The sequence below is a fragment of the Mesorhizobium sp. J8 genome (genome assembly GCF_016591715.1).
Lineage (GTDB): Bacteria > Pseudomonadota > Alphaproteobacteria > Rhizobiales > Rhizobiaceae > Mesorhizobium.
Window position 1 is genome coordinate 6316962 of record NZ_AP024109.1, and the last position, 14755, is coordinate 6331716.

The 14755-nt window shown below is 62.9% G+C and carries 21 protein-coding genes and 1 other RNA gene; 9 read left to right on the forward strand and 13 right to left on the reverse strand.

The window, feature by feature from the left end:
- Nucleotide 1: 1 nt before the first annotated feature.
- A complete protein-coding gene (locus MJ8_RS30230; RefSeq protein WP_201412196.1) occupies nt 2-1804 on the reverse strand; it encodes an ABC transporter transmembrane domain-containing protein in 1803 nt (600 codons plus the stop codon).
- 206 nt (nt 1805-2010) lie between these two features.
- On the opposite strand from MJ8_RS30230, the gene rpmE reads away from it, so the two are divergent.
- Nucleotides 2011-2232: a 50S ribosomal protein L31 gene (gene rpmE, locus MJ8_RS30235; protein WP_040974396.1), complete on the forward strand. Its 222-nt coding sequence runs from the start codon at nt 2011-2013 to the stop codon at nt 2230-2232.
- 176 nt (nt 2233-2408) lie between these two features.
- Here rpmE and MJ8_RS30240 read toward each other — a convergent pair whose 3' ends face one another.
- Nucleotides 2409-3047: a TetR/AcrR family transcriptional regulator gene (locus tag MJ8_RS30240; RefSeq protein ID WP_201412197.1), complete on the reverse strand. Its 639-nt coding sequence runs from the start codon at nt 3045-3047 to the stop codon at nt 2409-2411.
- Between the two features lie 125 nt (nt 3048-3172).
- Here MJ8_RS30240 and MJ8_RS30245 point away from each other — a divergent pair, with 125 nt between their 5' ends.
- Nucleotides 3173-3649: a DUF1772 domain-containing protein gene (locus tag MJ8_RS30245; protein WP_201412198.1), complete on the forward strand. Its 477-nt coding sequence runs from the start codon at nt 3173-3175 to the stop codon at nt 3647-3649.
- Nucleotides 3650-3710: 61 nt separating this feature from the next.
- On the opposite strand, the gene MJ8_RS30250 is transcribed toward MJ8_RS30245, so the two are convergent.
- The 3 genes from MJ8_RS30250 to MJ8_RS30260 all read right to left on the reverse strand — a co-directional run bounded on the left by MJ8_RS30250 (nt 3711) and on the right by MJ8_RS30260 (nt 5338).
- Nucleotides 3711-4043 (reverse strand): SelT/SelW/SelH family protein, encoded by a 333-nt coding sequence (locus tag MJ8_RS30250; RefSeq protein WP_201412199.1) that lies wholly within the window; start codon nt 4041-4043, stop codon nt 3711-3713.
- Between the two features lie 18 nt (nt 4044-4061).
- The gene (locus MJ8_RS30255; RefSeq protein WP_140752658.1) at nt 4062-4811 is read right to left on the reverse strand and encodes a YebC/PmpR family DNA-binding transcriptional regulator; all 750 of its coding nucleotides are present in this window, start codon (nt 4809-4811) and stop codon (nt 4062-4064) included.
- A gap of 203 nt (nt 4812-5014) precedes the next feature.
- Nucleotides 5015-5338, reverse strand: coding sequence for an ArsR/SmtB family transcription factor (locus MJ8_RS30260; RefSeq protein ID WP_201412200.1), 324 nt, complete (start codon nt 5336-5338; stop codon nt 5015-5017).
- A 51-nt stretch (nt 5339-5389) separates the two neighbouring features.
- Between MJ8_RS30260 and MJ8_RS30265 the strand changes: the two genes are divergently transcribed.
- Genes MJ8_RS30265 through MJ8_RS30275 form a run of 3 tightly spaced genes read left to right on the forward strand, consistent with a single transcriptional unit; the run spans nt 5390 to nt 6779 of the window.
- Nucleotides 5390-5872 (forward strand): SRPBCC domain-containing protein, encoded by a 483-nt coding sequence (locus MJ8_RS30265; RefSeq protein ID WP_201412201.1) that lies wholly within the window; start codon nt 5390-5392, stop codon nt 5870-5872.
- Between the two features lie 32 nt (nt 5873-5904).
- Complete coding sequence (locus MJ8_RS30270; RefSeq protein ID WP_225248074.1) at nt 5905-6294, forward strand: VOC family protein; 390 nt, start codon at nt 5905-5907, stop codon at nt 6292-6294.
- Between the two features lie 56 nt (nt 6295-6350).
- Nucleotides 6351-6779 (forward strand): SRPBCC family protein, encoded by a 429-nt coding sequence (locus MJ8_RS30275; protein WP_412177132.1) that lies wholly within the window; start codon nt 6351-6353, stop codon nt 6777-6779.
- A 120-nt stretch (nt 6780-6899) separates the two neighbouring features.
- Here MJ8_RS30275 and MJ8_RS30280 read toward each other — a convergent pair whose 3' ends face one another.
- The 5 genes from MJ8_RS30280 to ssrS all read right to left on the reverse strand — a co-directional run bounded on the left by MJ8_RS30280 (nt 6900) and on the right by ssrS (nt 10157).
- Entirely contained in the window at nt 6900-7667 is a 768-nt protein-coding gene (locus MJ8_RS30280; RefSeq protein ID WP_201412203.1) for a TerC family protein, read from the reverse strand.
- A 79-nt stretch (nt 7668-7746) separates the two neighbouring features.
- Nucleotides 7747-8571 (reverse strand): YmdB family metallophosphoesterase, encoded by an 825-nt coding sequence (locus MJ8_RS30285; RefSeq protein ID WP_201412204.1) that lies wholly within the window; start codon nt 8569-8571, stop codon nt 7747-7749.
- A 49-nt stretch (nt 8572-8620) separates the two neighbouring features.
- On the reverse strand, nt 8621-9148 hold the full coding sequence (locus MJ8_RS30290; protein ID WP_201412205.1) for a DUF3592 domain-containing protein: 528 nt from the start codon (nt 9146-9148) through the stop codon (nt 8621-8623).
- Nucleotides 9149-9334: 186 nt separating this feature from the next.
- Entirely contained in the window at nt 9335-9919 is a 585-nt protein-coding gene (locus MJ8_RS30295) for a 5-formyltetrahydrofolate cyclo-ligase (RefSeq protein ID WP_201412206.1), read from the reverse strand.
- Between the two features lie 82 nt (nt 9920-10001).
- Nucleotides 10002-10157: non-coding RNA, 6S RNA (ssrS, locus tag MJ8_RS30300), on the reverse strand.
- A 162-nt stretch (nt 10158-10319) separates the two neighbouring features.
- Here ssrS and MJ8_RS30305 point away from each other — a divergent pair.
- From MJ8_RS30305 to msrB, 4 genes are all read left to right on the forward strand, one after another.
- Nucleotides 10320-11159, forward strand: coding sequence for an AAA family ATPase (locus MJ8_RS30305; RefSeq protein WP_201412207.1), 840 nt, complete (start codon nt 10320-10322; stop codon nt 11157-11159).
- A gap of 171 nt (nt 11160-11330) precedes the next feature.
- Entirely contained in the window at nt 11331-11777 is a 447-nt protein-coding gene (locus MJ8_RS30310) for a GNAT family N-acetyltransferase (RefSeq protein WP_201412208.1), read from the forward strand.
- Nucleotides 11778-11784: 7 nt separating this feature from the next.
- Nucleotides 11785-12975 (forward strand): vWA domain-containing protein, encoded by a 1191-nt coding sequence (locus MJ8_RS30315; protein ID WP_201412209.1) that lies wholly within the window; start codon nt 11785-11787, stop codon nt 12973-12975.
- Nucleotides 12976-13173: 198 nt separating this feature from the next.
- A complete protein-coding gene (gene msrB / locus MJ8_RS30320) occupies nt 13174-13578 on the forward strand; it encodes a peptide-methionine (R)-S-oxide reductase MsrB (RefSeq protein ID WP_201412210.1) in 405 nt (134 codons plus the stop codon).
- A 128-nt stretch (nt 13579-13706) separates the two neighbouring features.
- On the opposite strand, the gene MJ8_RS30325 is transcribed toward msrB, so the two are convergent.
- Genes MJ8_RS30325 through MJ8_RS30335 form a run of 3 tightly spaced genes read right to left on the reverse strand, consistent with a single transcriptional unit; the run spans nt 13707 to nt 14737 of the window.
- Nucleotides 13707-14003 (reverse strand): hypothetical protein, encoded by a 297-nt coding sequence (locus tag MJ8_RS30325; RefSeq protein WP_201412211.1) that lies wholly within the window; start codon nt 14001-14003, stop codon nt 13707-13709.
- A gap of 10 nt (nt 14004-14013) precedes the next feature.
- Nucleotides 14014-14454, reverse strand: coding sequence for a hypothetical protein (locus tag MJ8_RS30330; RefSeq protein ID WP_201412212.1), 441 nt, complete (start codon nt 14452-14454; stop codon nt 14014-14016).
- Between the two features lie 22 nt (nt 14455-14476).
- Nucleotides 14477-14737 (reverse strand): DUF2312 domain-containing protein, encoded by a 261-nt coding sequence (locus MJ8_RS30335; RefSeq protein ID WP_040991643.1) that lies wholly within the window; start codon nt 14735-14737, stop codon nt 14477-14479.
- Nucleotides 14738-14755: the final 18 nt, after the last annotated feature.

A 14755-nucleotide genomic window follows, 5' to 3' on the forward strand; every position in this document is an offset into this window, starting at 1 on the left:
TTCACTCCGCCGCGCCCTTGAAGGCATTGGCGCCGGTCTCGAACTGCAGCTTGGCGAGCCGCGCGTAGATGCCGCCCTTGGCGACCAGGCTCTGATGCGTGCCTTCCTCGACGATGCGGCCGCCTTCCATAACTAGGATGCGGTCGGCCTTGAGCACGGTCGCCAATCGGTGCGCGATGACGATGGTGGTGCGGCCGCGCATCAGCCGTTCCAGCGCCCTTTGCACCAACGTCTCGCTCTCGGCGTCGAGCGCCGAGGTCGCTTCGTCGAGCAGGAGGATCGGCGCGTCGCGCAGGATGGCCCGGGCGATCGCGACGCGCTGCCGCTGTCCACCGGACAGCGTCACGCCACGCTCCCCGACCTGGCTGTCATAGCCGTTGCCCAGCCTCGCGATGAATTCGTCGGCAAGGGCCGCCTTGGCCGCGGCCTCGATTTCGGCCTCGCTGGCGCCCTGCCGGCCAAAGCCGATATTGTCACGGACGCTGGCGGCGAAGATGGTGACGTCCTGCGGCACGATTGCGATGCGCTGGCGGATGGCGGCCGGATCGGCCTCGCGCAAATCGACGCCGTCGATCACGACGCGGCCGCTTTCGGGATCGTAGAAGCGCAGGATCAGAGAAAAGACGGTGCTCTTGCCCGCGCCTGACGGACCGACGATCGCCACGGTCTCGCCCGGCTTCACCTGGAAGCTCAGGCCGTGCACCGCGGCGCGGTCCGGCCGCGCCGGATAGCAGAAGGAGACGTCGTCGAAGCTGATCGCCCCCTTGGCGGCCGCCGGCAACGCAACAGGGTCGACCGGCCGCCGGATCGCCGGCGTCTCGGCCAGGATCTCGGTCAGCCGTTCGGCGGCGCCCGCCGCCTGCGACAGCTCGCTCCACACCTCCGACAAGGCGCCCAGCGCGCCGGCGGCAAACACCGAATAGAGCAGGAACTGGCTGAGCGTGCCGGCCGACAGTGTGCCGGCCAGCACGTCGCGCGAGCCGAACCACAGCACCGCCACCACCGAGGAAAAGATCATGAAGATGGCGAAGAAGGTCAGGAACGAGCGCGCGAACACCGAGGCCCGCGCCGCTTCGAAGGCGGCGTCGACGGCGCCCGCGAAGCGGCCGGTGACCAGCTTCTCGTTGGTGAAGGCCTGCAACGTGCGCACCGCGCCGATCTGCTCGCTGGCATAGGCGGTGGCTTCGGCGAGCGTATCCTGCGCCTGCCGGGACTTGCGGCGCACCGAGCGGCCGAAGGCGACCAGCGGCAGCACGATCACCGGGATCGCCACCAGCACCAGGCCGGAGAGTTTCGGGCTGGTGACGACCATCATCGCCACCGCGCCGAGGCCGAGGATGAGGTTGCGCAACGCGACCGAGGCGGTGGCGCCGACCGCCGACTTCACCTGCGTGGTGTCGGCGGCAAGCCGCGAGACGATCTCGCCCGAATGCGCGCGATCGAAAAAGGCGGGCGACAAGGTCGTGACATGGGCGAAAACGTCGCGGCGGATGTCGGCCACGACCCGTTCGCCGAGCGTGATGACGAAATAATAGCGGCTGGCCGAGGCGGCCGCGAGCAGTGCCGCCATCGCCACGAGCGCGGCGAAATATTCGGCGATGAAGGTCGAGCCCGAGGCCTGGAAACCATGGTCGATCATGCGCCGCACGGCCATCGGCAGGGCAAGCGTCGTCACTGCCGCCACGATCAGCGAGATGATGGCGCCGATCGCCAGCTTCCGATAGCGGGTGATGTAGGGAAAAAGGCTGCGGAGCGGCCGGACCGAGCGTCTGCGCTCGCTTGCGCTGCCACCGATTTCCGCCATGAGCGTTTCCTCTGGCCGCTTGGCGGGACAGCGCTTCAATATGCGCCCGCCGCGGCCTTGTGATTCAATTCCGGCTGATGTATAGGCTCGCCGACCGTTTTAGAAGCCGTGGCTTTTCATTAGCTGCGGCTTCGAGTTTTAAAAAGGGGCGCATCGACGCAGGCCATAGGTCCGTCATCAGCGCCGGCAAGCCAGGACATAAGACAATGAAGGCCGATATCCATCCCGACTACCACACCATCAAGGTCGTCATGACCGACGGCACCGAATACCTGACCCGTTCGACCTGGGGCAAGGAAGGCGACACGATGAACCTCGACATCGACCCGACCACGCACCCGGCCTGGACCGGCGGCCAGCAGACCCTGCTCGACCGCGGCGGCCGCCTGTCGAAGTTCAAGAAGCGTTTCGAAGGTTTCGGCCTCTAAGCCGGATACGCTTGCAGATCTTGAAAAACCCGCCTTCGAGGCGGGTTTTTTGTTGGCTGCGCCTGCCCTACCTCCCCCTTGTGGGGAGGTCGGACCGAAGGTCCGGGTGGGACTGGCGCTGCCCCCTCCCCGCTGCTGCGCAGCGACCCTCCCCACAAGGGGGAGGGTGGGCGTTCCTACTTCCCCATCAGTTCCCTCAGCGCCATGCGCTTGTAAGCCGCGACCAGCCTGTCGCCCTCCTCCCGGTCGACCGAGATCGCCAGCCGCACCGCAGCCTCGCCCATCTGCCACACCAGAAATGCCGTCGTCTCCAGCTCGACCGGATCGGCGTCCGGCCTGAGCCGCTTGAGCACCGCGACCAGGAATTCGGCGTTAGCCCGGCTGTCGGCAAGCTCGAGTTCGCGCAGCGCCTTGTCGGCCTGTGTCCCCGACCAGACGTCGCGTATCACCGGCTCGGCCTGGAACAGGTGGTAATAGATGTCTACCAACTCCGAGAATGCGCTCTTGAAGCCCTCGACATCGCTGACATCCTTCAGGGCCGCCGAAATGCAGGCCTGGCTTTCCGCCGTGTAGCGTTCGGCCAGCGCCCAGACGATCGCCCGCTTGTCCGGAAAGAACTGGTAGAGCGAGCCGATCGAAACCCCTGCCCTTTCCGCCACCTCGCCCATGCGCATCGCATCGCTGCCCTGCTCGGCAATCAACGCCGAGGCGGCCGCGAGCATGCGCTCGACCCGTTCGCGGCTGCGCTGCTGGCTCGGTGACCGGCGTGGCGAGGCGATCGCGGCCTGATCCGGCTTGGCGGTTCTCTCATCCATGGCTCACTGCGGCGCCTTTTTTCTGAAACCTCGGCTTGACTCGCAAAATACGAGGGATTATCACGTTTTGCAAATGTGAGGGTTTATCACATTTGGGAAAATGACCGGCAGCAGGAGCAACTGAGATGATGAAACTTCTTCCCACCCTCACCTTCATCGCCGCGATCGGCTCCGGCGTCGTCGGCGGCGTGTTTTTCGCCTTTTCCAATTTCGTCATGGCAGCGCTTGCCCGGCTGCCCGTCCCGGCGGGCATCGCGGCAATGAATTCGATCAACGTCACGGTGATCACGCCGACCTTCATGACGGCGCTGTTCGGCACCGGCCTCATCTGCCTGGTGTTGATTGCCGCCGTATTCTTCGGCTGGAGCCAGTCCGGCGCGTACTGGCTGCTTGCCGGCGCGGTGATCTATTTCGTCGGCAATCCGCTCGTGACCATGGTCTTCAATGTGCCGCTGAATGACGCTTTAGCCGCCGTCGATCCGGAGAGCGCCGACGGCGCCGCCGTGTGGGCGAACCATCTCAGCCAATGGGTGATGTGGAACCACGTCCGCACCGTCACCGCGATCGTGGCGATGGCCTGCTTCATCATGGCGTTGATCTGAGATACGCAGCCGCAATACAAAGCCCCCGAAGATTGTGTCCAACTTTCGGGGGTCAGTTCAGTCAGGCGGGATCTGTCTTCTTGTGTCCCTTGCGGTCGGCGTGCCCCAAATCCCGCTCCGGATCGATGACGTCGCGGACCAGCTGCTTCAGCTTCGCCGCGTCCGGAAAGCCGCCGTCGCGCTTGCGATCCCAGATGAGCTGATCGTTGCAGGAAATGGCGAAGATTCCACCTGTGCCCGGCACCAGCACCACCTCGCCGAGATCGGTGCCGAAAGTCGAGAGCAGTTCCTGCGCCATCCAGCCAGCGCGCAGCAGCCACTGGCATTGCGTGCAATAGGTGATGCGGATGACGGGCAGCGGCTTCTCGCTCATATAAGATTGAGCTTCGCTCATATCGGCTCGCGTGACCGGTCAGGCCGCGCTGAGCTTGGCCATCGTCTCGTCGTCGACCTCGAAATTGGCGTAGACGCTCTGCACGTCGTCATCGTCCTCGAGCGTGGCGACCAGCTTCATCAGCGACTGCGCCCGCTCTTCGTCGACCGGGACATTGTTCTGCGGCTGCCAGATCGGCTTGACCGATTCCGCCTCGCCGAGCGCCGCTTCAAGCGACTTCGACACGTCGCCGAGGTTTTCGAAGGCGCAGTAGATCGTATGGCCTTCCTCGTCCGACTCGACGTCGTCGGCGCCTGCCTCGATCGCGGCTTCCATCACCTTGTCGGCGCTGCCGGCCGAGGCCGGGTAATAGATCTCGCCGACACGGTTCCACATGAACGACACCGAGCCGGTTTCGCCGAGCGCCCCACCGGCCTTGGTGAAGGCGGCGCGCACATTGGAGGCCGACCGGTTGCGGTTGTCGGTCAGCACTTCGACGATCAGCGCCACGCCGCCCGGACCGTAGCCTTCGTAGCGCACCGCCTCGTAGTTTTCGGCGTCACCCGCGGACGCCTTGTTGATGGCGCGCTGGATGTTGTCCTTCGGCATCGACACGGCCTTGGCGTTCTGCACCGCAAGGCGCAGGCGCGGATTCATTGCCGGATCCGGCGTGCCGGTCTTGGCGGCGACGGTGATTTCGCGCGCCAGCTTGGAAAACATTTTCGACCGCACCGCATCCTGACGGCCCTTGCGGTGCATGATGTTCTTAAACTGCGAATGGCCAGCCATGGCACCCCTGTCGTGTTCGGCTAGAGCATCTCGAAGCGAGGTGTCGTCACCGCGTCTTCGGCAGAATGCTCGAATTCAATCTTTCAGAACGCTCCAAGCATGCCTGCGAAGGCATGCGGCGCTCTTTGTCGGAATGGCCGGCTTATAGATAAATCGGCTCAATTCGTCCAGCCGCGCCGTCGCTCGGGCGTCGAACTGGTCTCTCACCCCTCCAGATCAGACTTCAGCCGGTCGAGGATGCTGATGGCGTGGCCGGCATACTGGCTGATCCAGCGATCGTGGATTTGCTTGATCGGCAGCGCGTTGAGATGGTTCCAACGCTCGCGCCCCTCGCGCCTCGCCACGACCAGGTCGGCCTCCTCCAGCACCTTCAGATGCATCATCACCGTGCAGCGGTCCATGTCCGGGAAAGCCTCGCAAAGCGCGCCGGTGGTCTGCGGCCGATCTTTCAGGCGATCCAGCAATTCGCGCCGGCGCGGATGCGCCAAGGCCTTGAAAACATGATCGTCCGCAGCTTGGCTTGACATGTTATGTTTCTATAACATATCGTTTCAGGCAGCAAGGAAGGAGCTGTGGATATGTCCCTTGGATTCAGGATTTCCGGGCGCATCGGCAAACCGGTCGCCGAAGTCTTTGACGCCGTCGTCAACCCGACGAAGCTCAGCGGTTATTTCACCACCATCGGCGGCGCTTCGGCTCCGCTTGTCGCGGGCACCACCGTCACCTGGTGGAAGTCCGTGCCGGTGGAAGTCGACGACGTGGTGAAGGACAAGCGCATCGTGCTGCGCTGGGACGCGACCGACGCCGACGGCAAACCCGCCTACAAGACCCGCATCGAGATGAATTTCGAGCCGCTGGACGACGGCGGTACCTTCGTCACCATCGCCGAGCAGGGCTGGCACGAAGGCGAGGTCGGCCTGAAGAAGTCCTACCTCAATTGCGAGGGTTGGTCGCAGATGCTCGCCTGCATGAAGGCCTATCTCGAATACGGCATCAATCTGCGCGACGGCTATTACCGCAGCGAGCTGAAAGGCGAGCCCGCCAACGAGACCAACATCTAAAGCTCAGCGTCTCCAGCCAGGGGAGGACTGTCGTGAAGGTAACGCCGTTCCTGATGTTCGAAGGCCGGGCCGAGGAGGCCGTGACCCTCTATTGCGGGACAATCCCGGAAAGCAGCGTCCTCGAGGTCGCACGCTACGTTGCGGGCGAAGACGGGCCCGAGGGAACCGTCAAGTTGGCGCGCGCGTCCATTGGCGGTGTGGAGGTCACGCTCTTCAACAGCCCGGTCCACCACGCCTTCACCTTCACGCCGTCCTTCTCGTTCTTCGTCGACTGTTCGTCCGAGGAGGAACTGGAGCGCATCGTTGGTGTCCTGTCCGAGGACGGGTCGTTCCTGATGCCGACCGGAAATTACGGCTTCAGCCGTCGCTTCGCCTGGCTGAACGACCGCTTCGGCGTCTCCTGGCAGATCAATCTGCCTTAAAACAATCCATGGAGGAAACCGTGGAACTCAAGCAAGCTCCAACTGCCCAAGCCGCCATGCTGATCCGCCGGCCGGTCGCCGAGGTCTTCGAGGCGATCGTCGATCCGGCGGTCACCACGAAATTCTGGTTCACGCATTCGAGCGGCAGGCTGGACGAAGGCAAGCCGGTCGAGTGGGAGTGGCGCATGTATGGCGTCTCGACGAGGGTCGAGGTCAACGAGATCGTTCCGAACGAGAAGATCGTCATGCAATGGAGCGATCCGCCGACCGCCGTCGTCTGGACCTTTACTCAAATGGCTAACGACGCAACTTTCCTCGAAGTCCGCAACTTCGGCTTTGCCGGCTCCGGCGACGAGCAGGTCAGACAGGCGATCGACTCGACCGGTGGCTTCTCACTGGTGCTCGCCGGCGCCAAGACATGGCTGGAACAGGGCCTGACGCTAGGCCTGATCGGCGACCGTCACCCGAAGGGCATTCCGGCCTAACGGCGCCGGCGAGGTAGCGGGCCTAGGGCGTTTCACCGTTTCACGGAAACGGCGAAACGCCCTATCTCTTTTTTACGCAATTCCGGACGGAAAACCGCTCACACTTTTCCTGGAATTGCTCTAGTGCCCGCCGCCCGAACCCTGCTTCTTGCGATTCCTTGCCAGCATGTTGAGGCCCTCGACCAGCGCCGAAAAGCCCATGGCGGCGTAGATGTAGCCCTTGGGCACGTGGTAGCCCATGCCGTCGGCGATCAGCGTCATGCCGATCATCAACAGGAAGCCTAGCGCCAGCATGACTATGGAGGGGTTCCTGGCGATGAAGTTGGCGAGCGGCGTCGCCGCCAGCATCATCACGCTCACCGCCACGATCACCGCAATATACATGATCGCGATCTCGTCGGTCATGCCGACGGCTGTGATGATGGAATCGATCGAAAAGACGAGGTCGAGCAGCAGTATCTGGAAGATGGCGCCGGCAAGGCTCAACTGCAGCGTGCCGCCGACCATCGTGTCCTGATGGTCCTGCGGGTCGACCGTGTGATGGATTTCCTTGGTTGCCTTCCAGACCAGGAACAGGCCGCCGGCGATCAGGATCAGGTCGCGCCAGGAAAAGCCGTGGCCGAAGGCGGTGAACACCGGCGTCGTCAATTGCACGATGATCGAGATCGTGGCGAGCAGGATGAGGCGCATGACCAGCGCCGCCGAGATGCCCAGCCGGCGGGCGCGGGCGCGCTGCGCTTCCGGCAACTTGTTGGTCAGGATCGAGATGAAGATCAGATTGTCGATGCCGAGGACGATCTCCAGCACCACCAGCGTCAAAAGCGCGACCCATGCGGTCGGATCGGCAACAAAATGAAAGTGCGGCGCCAGAAATTCGACAAGCTGCATGAAGGTCGTCCCCTCTACGATCTAGAGCAGTTTTCGCGGTTTCGTCGCCAGTTAGGTATTGATCTCGCTTATATCAATGTCACGACCAGAAGGACGGCGCCGTTTCTTCCAGGCGCGGCCCGCGACGAAACGGCGCGATTCTTTCGGCAAGCCCGGTGCGGTCTGAAATATCGACGCCGACGCCACAGAGCGTCGCGGGTCCTGACGACGCCTCGAAACGGCCCTTCGGCACCTTGGAAAGGAACCGGTTGAGCGGTTCTTCCTTGTCCATTCCGAGCGAGGAATCGTAATCGCCGCACATGCCGGCATCCGAAATATAGGCCGTGCCGCCATTGAGGATCTGATGGTCGGCGGTCGGTTGATGCGTGTGCGTGCCGACGACGAGGCTGGCGCGGCCGTCAACGAAATGCGCGAAGCACATTTTCTCCGAGGTCGCCTCGGCGTGGAAATCGATCACCGCCGCGTCCGCTTGCTCGCCGAGCGGGCAGGCGGCGAGCTCCCGTTCGCCGGCCTGGAACGGGTCGTCGAGCTCCGGATGCATGAAGACGCGACCCATGATGTTGGCGACCAGCACGCGCGCGCCGTTGCGGGCGATATAGACGCCCGAGCCACGCCCGGGCGTGCCCTTGGGAAAATTGGAGGGCCGCAGGAAGCGCTCTTCGCGCGGCGCGAAGATCAGGGCGTCGCGCTGGTCCCAGACATGGTTGCCGGTGGTGACGACATCCGCGCCGGCCGCGAGCGTCTCGCGAAAGATCTCCTCGGTGATGCCGAAGCCGCCGGCGGCGTTCTCGCCATTGACGATGACGAAATCGAGCTTGAAGTCGGAAATCAGCCCCGGCAACTGTTCCCACACCGCCGTGCGTCCCGTCTTGCCAACCATGTCGCCGAGGAAGAGGAGTCTCATAGCCACTTCTATCCAGAGCTGTGGATGCTAGGCAAGCGGTACGAACCGTCTAACGCCGGCTGAAGGTGCCGCCCTGCCGTGAGGACTGCCTTGGCCCCGCGCCCGACACGCGGCTGGCCGAAGGCATCATCGGCGGGGCCGGCGGCGCGGTGCGCCGGCGCAGCCAGAAGAACCACGCATAGAAGGCGACGAACCCGCCGGTGACGGCGAGCAGCAGCAGCCCGCCATGCCAGCCCTTCATCGCCACGGTATCGAGGTTCGATGGATCGGAAGGATCGTAGTAGAACTCTATCCTGTCGCCCTTGTCTGCCTTGTAGAGACCGATGTCCTTGCCCTTGCCGGACCAGGTCATCGGCACGTCGTTGACGACGTAAGCCAGGGCGACATCGATGCCGTCTGTTTTGAGGCCGTTCGCCTGCATTTCGCTGTAGGGACTGACATCCGTCACGGTGGCGAGTGTGCGCTGCCAGGTGGCCTGGTGGTGCAGGGCAGTTCCTATGATATGCGATGCCATCAAGAACAGTATCGCCGCGATCAGGGCGAAGGGCATCAGCAAATAGCGCGCGAGAACGAACACCACGACCCCCGGTCGGCTCGACTATAGCCGCAGGAATATTATCCGACTTGTCTTTGAAACGCGTTAAGCGGGTCGCGATAGTTTAATGCATGTCGCCCACAAGTGCGCAGCAGTTCTGGGGCAACGGCATGCATCCAAACAATGACTTAAAGCGCGTCGCCTGAATCCGGTTCAGCGCGACGCGCTTTAAGCTATATCGAAGCGGCGCAACCCGCTCTCAGTCAGTATTTCCGGAATGATGACGTCATGGTTCTCCTCCGGCACCCGCTCGACTTCCTGGCAATCGAAGGCGATGCCGATCAGCCTCGGTGCGATGCCCTTGTCGGCCAGCCTGGCGATCGCCCGGTCGTAATAGCCGGCGCCGTAGCCGATGCGATGGCCGCGGGCGTCGAAGGCGGCGAGCGGCACCAGCATCAGCGTCGGGTCGAGCACTTCCGCCTCCTCATGCGGCCCGACCGTGCCGAACCCCATCTCGACCATCGGCGCGCCGCGCACCAGCTCGCGGAAGACGATCGTGGTCTTGTCGAGGATCGCCGGCAGGCAGAGCCTGGCACCCTTCTCGCGCAGGGCGAACATCAGCGGCCGCACATCGACTTCCGAGCGCATCGGCCAGAAGCCGGAGACAACGCGGCCGGGCTCGAAGTCGATCTTCTCCTTCGCGGTCTCGGCCATCTCGAGCGCGATCTCCACGCGCCAGAATTCGTCGAGCGCATCGCGTCGCGCCAGCGCTTCCTTGCGAAGCTGTTTCTTCAGGTCTTTCGGTGAGGTCATGTGCGGACGCTAGAAAAGGCCGGATCGGGGTGGCGTTGCAGGAGCGACGTTTTCTAGCGCATGTCTCCCAAAATCGGGAGAGCGGCGATCCACACAACCGGTGGAGAGGTCGATCCCGGGTGCCTACAAAGTAGGTGGGCGCCGTGTGAGAAAACCCACGAGTCTTCCCAGGGACAGCTCCCTAAGGATCGATAAGGCCCCGGGGATAAGTTTCTCCTGCCGGGAAGCGCAGACCGCCGAGTGCAAATATAGGCCGATGGTTAGCCGTGCGCCAGAGAGACGAGCGACCATTTGCGTGTAATTCGGCTTGCAGGCCATCTCGCCCAGAGGCTCTTCGGCAACCGCCCTTGCGCGGTCCGTCCGGCCTCCTTACGGTCCGGCCGCAAGGACAGGAGAAAAAATGCGTTTCGAAGGCACAGCGGCCTATGTTGCCGACAAGGATCTGATGGTCGCGGTCAACGCCGCGATCGCGCTGGAGCGGCCCTTGCTGGTCAAGGGCGAGCCCGGCACCGGCAAGACCGAGCTCGCACGCCAGGTGGCATCGGCGCTCGGGCTCGAGTTCATCGAGTGGAACGTCAAGTCGACCACCAAGGCGCAGCAGGGCCTCTACGAATATGACGCCGTCTCGCGGCTTCGCGACAGCCAGCTCGGCGACGAGCGCTTCAACGACATCGCCAACTACATCAAGCGCGGCAAGCTATGGGACGCCTTCGCGGCGCAAAAGAAAGTCGTGCTTCTGATCGACGAGATCGACAAGGCCGACATCGAGTTCCCCAACGACCTCCTGCAGGAGCTCGATCGGATGGAGTTCTTCGTCTACGAGACCGGCGAGACGATCCGCGCGGAGTTCCGGCCGATCGTCATCATCACTTCCAACAATGAGAAGGAGCTGCCCGACGCCTTCCTGCGCCGCTGCTTCTTCCACTATATTCGCTTCCCCGACATCGACACGCTGCACCGCATCGTCGAGGTGCATTATCCCGGCATCAAGCAGAATTTGGTGCGGGCGGCGCTCACCCAGTTCTACGAAATCCGCGATGTGCCTGGTCTGAAGAAGAAGCCCTCGACCTCCGAGGCGCTCGACTGGATCCGCCTACTGGTCGCCGACGACATCGCGCCCGAGGATTTGCGCGCCGACCCGAAGAACATGCTGCCGAAACTGCACGGCGCGCTGTTGAAGAACGAGCAGGACGTGCATTTGTTCGAGCGGCTGGCGTTCATGGCGAGACGCCAGCAATAGCGCATGTCGCCCAGAAGTGTGCGGCGGTTCTGGGACAACGACATGCGTAAGAACAAGGAGCTAAAGCGCACTGCGCTTTAGCCGGCAGCAATAGCGCTTTCCTCGGCTGTGGACCGTTGCCTGCAAACCGCCTGTGCAGCAGCTTCCAGCCAAAGCATTGGAGGAGAAAAAATGTCCGAAATCACCGTTCGCCCGCTCGCGCAATCCGATCACGGCGAATGGCGCCGGTTGTGGACGGCCTATCTCACCTTTTACGAAACCAAGCTGCCGGAAGAGGTCTATGACCTCACCTGGAAGCGGCTGTTCACGGACGGCGAGTTCGAGCCGAAAGGTTTCATCGCCATGCTTGACGGCAAGGCGGTTGGTCTCACCCACTATCTCTACCACCGTTCCTGCTGGTCGCTGGTCAACAACTGCTATCTGCAGGACCTGTTCGCCGATCCGGAGGTGCGCGGCAAAGGCGTGGGCGCGGCGCTGATCAAGGCGGTGCAGGACGAGGCTGGCAAGATCGGCGTCAAGAACGTCTACTGGATGACACACGAGACCAACGCCACCGCGCGCCGGCTCTACGATCATGTGGCCAGGCGTACGGGCTTCATCGAATACGACCTGCTATAAGGAACTGATGTTCATCCCCTTCTTCCTGGAATTGAAGGCCGCGCGGGTTCCCGTTTCGCTCAGGGAATATCTGTCGCTGCTGGAAGGGCTGGAAACCGGACTGGTCGACTATGACGTCGAGGGTTTCTATTATCTCGCGCGCTCGGCACTGGTGAAGGACGAGCGCCATATCGACCGTTTCGATCAGGTTTTCGCGCATGTCTTCAAGGGCGTCGAGGCACTCGGCGGACCCGACGCCGTCGATGTCGCCAATATCCCTGAGGAATGGCTGCGCCGGCTGGCCGAGAAGCACCTGACCGAGGAAGAGAAAAGATTGGTCGAGGCTTTGGGCGGCTTCGACAAGCTGATGGAAACCTTGAAGCAGCGGCTGGAGGAGCAGAAAGGCCGCCACCAGGGCGGCTCGAAATGGATCGGCACCGGCGGCACTTCGCCCTTTGGCGCCTATGGCTACAACCCGGAAGGCGTGCGCATCGGCCAGCATGAAAGCCGCCACCGCCGCGCGGTGAAGGTCTGGGACAAACGCGAATTCAGGAATTTCGACGATACCGTCGAGCTCGGTACCCGCAACATCAAGGTCGCGCTGAAGCGGCTGCGCCGTTGGGTGCGCGAGGGCGCAGAAGAGGAATTCGACCTGCCCGGCACCATCCATGCCACCGCGGAGCACGGCTATCTCGACGTCAAGACCAGGCCCGAGCGGCGCAATGCGGTGAAGCTCTTGATGTTCTTCGATGTCGGCGGCTCGATGGACGACCACATCCGCGTTGTCGAGGAGCTGTTCTCGGCCGCGCGCGCCGAGTTCCGCCAGCTCGAATATTTCTACTTTCACAACTGCCTCTACGAGCGTGTCTGGAAGGACAATCGCCGTCGCCTGGCCGAGACGATCCCGACCTTCGACCTCATTCACAAATACGGCCCGGACTATAAGGTGATCGTCGTCGGCGATGCCTCGATGAGTCCTTACGAGATCATGCATCCCGGCGGTTCGGTCGAGCACTGGAACCCGGAGGCCGGCAGCGTGTGGCTGTCGCGGCTCTTGCAGCAATGGCCGAACGCGATCTGGTTGAACCCGGAAGCCGAGAAGAACTGGCGCTACACCCACTCGATCGCCATGATCGGCGAGATCTTCGGCGGCCGCATGTTCCCGCTGACATTGGCCGGACTGGAAGCGGCGACCAGGCAGTTGTCACGCAGGCACTGATCTGCTGGGATAACGTTGAAATTGAGGTCAGGCCGAGTCGAAAATGTTGGCGTCCGAGAACCGGAGCGGAGCGTACTTAAAGTACGTGAGCACCGGCATTTGCAGACCGGCCTCACCTGAATATGCTGTAACAAATGCCTATGTTTCAGCGAATACCCCTTGCAAGCAACAACGAGCCGCCAAGGCCGAGGAGATTTCATGGACACCCACGCCTATCCCGTCACCCGCACCGATGCCGAATGGCGCGCCCGGCTGACGCCGGAGCAATATGCCGTCATGCGCAACCACGGCACCGAGCGCCCCGGCAGCTGCGCCCTGCTCTATGAGAAGCGCGCCGGCACTTTCCATTGCGTCGGCTGCGGCCAGCCGCTGTTCGAATCCAAGCTGAAATTCGAGAGCGGCACCGGCTGGCCGAGCTTCAACGATCCGGTCCCGGGCTCGATCGAGACCACCGTCGACCGCAGCTACGGCATGGTCCGCACCGAATGCCACTGCTCGCGCTGCGGCAGCCATCTCGGCCACGTCTTCGAGGACGGCCCGCCGCCAACCGGCCTGCGCTATTGCATCAACGGCGTGGCGCTACGCTTCGAGCCGGCGGCTTGATGCTTCGGAAGCGGCTTCGCCAAGGGCGGCTTCGGCCGCCCTTTTTCGTTGGGGCAACTGCAGGAAAAGTTCGACGCGGTCAGGCGCGGCGCCTTCGCCGTAGCCCGCATTTGCTCCAGAAAAGACCCTCAAACAACGACGCTCGCGATCAGCCAGAGCGCCGAACCCAGCATCATCAGCTGCGCCTTGAACCCGCCGACCTTCTCCGCCGTTCGCCACACGGCGATGGTGAGAAAGATGTTGTAGGGCACGGGAAGGAAATGCACCGCCAGCACCAGCCAGAGCGGCAGCTTCAATCCGAGCAGGATCAGTGCCAGCGCTGAAGAGGCGACGCTCAAGACCGTTCCGACCAGCAGCATGTCGCGCCAGAACAGCCGGTCGAGCGGCGCTTCACCTCTCCAGCGCGTGCGGAAGAAGTCCGTCATCCCCGGCGACCTATTTCTGCCCCAGGACTTCGGTCACGGCATCTTCGAAGCGCGAGCACTCCGTTACCAGCCAGTCGGTCATGGCCGGCCAATTGTCCTCGGCATAGCAGTTCACGTGCCACAGTGAATTGATGCCAAGATCCTGCGCGCTTTGGTCAGGCCTGAGCTTCAGCTTGGCCTCGATCGCCGGCTGGAACGGTTTCAGCCGCGACCACGACTCCGTGGCGCCGAACTTCTCATTGCGTCCGAAGAAGACGCCGACATGGTTCTGCGCCGGCGCGACATACATCGAAAGCACCAAAGCGAAATCCGGCAGACCACGCTGCCAGAACCAAGGCCCACGCCGCGCCATCCTTGGCCTTTCCTCCGGATGACGCTCGGCGAAGAGTGTCCAGAAGCCGCGATGGCGGAACTCCGAGGCACGGCGGCCGCCGAAGTCGAATTCGTTCATGGCCGGCTCCCGGCCATGAGGCTTACACCATGCCGAGAGCGGCCTTGTAGAGGTCGAGGATGGACTCCTCTTCCTGGCGCTCCGCCTGATCCTTCTTGCGCAGCCGCACGATGGTGCGGATCGCCTTGGTGTCGAAGCCGGTGCCCTTGGCCTCGGCATAGACGTCCTTGATGTCGTCGGAGATCGTCTTCTTCTCTTCCTCGAGCCGCTCGATGCGCTCGATGATGGTGCGCAGTTGGCCGGCGGCTACAGTCTGGCTGGTCTCGGTGATTTCGTCGGCCATTTTTCTCTCCGCGTCTTC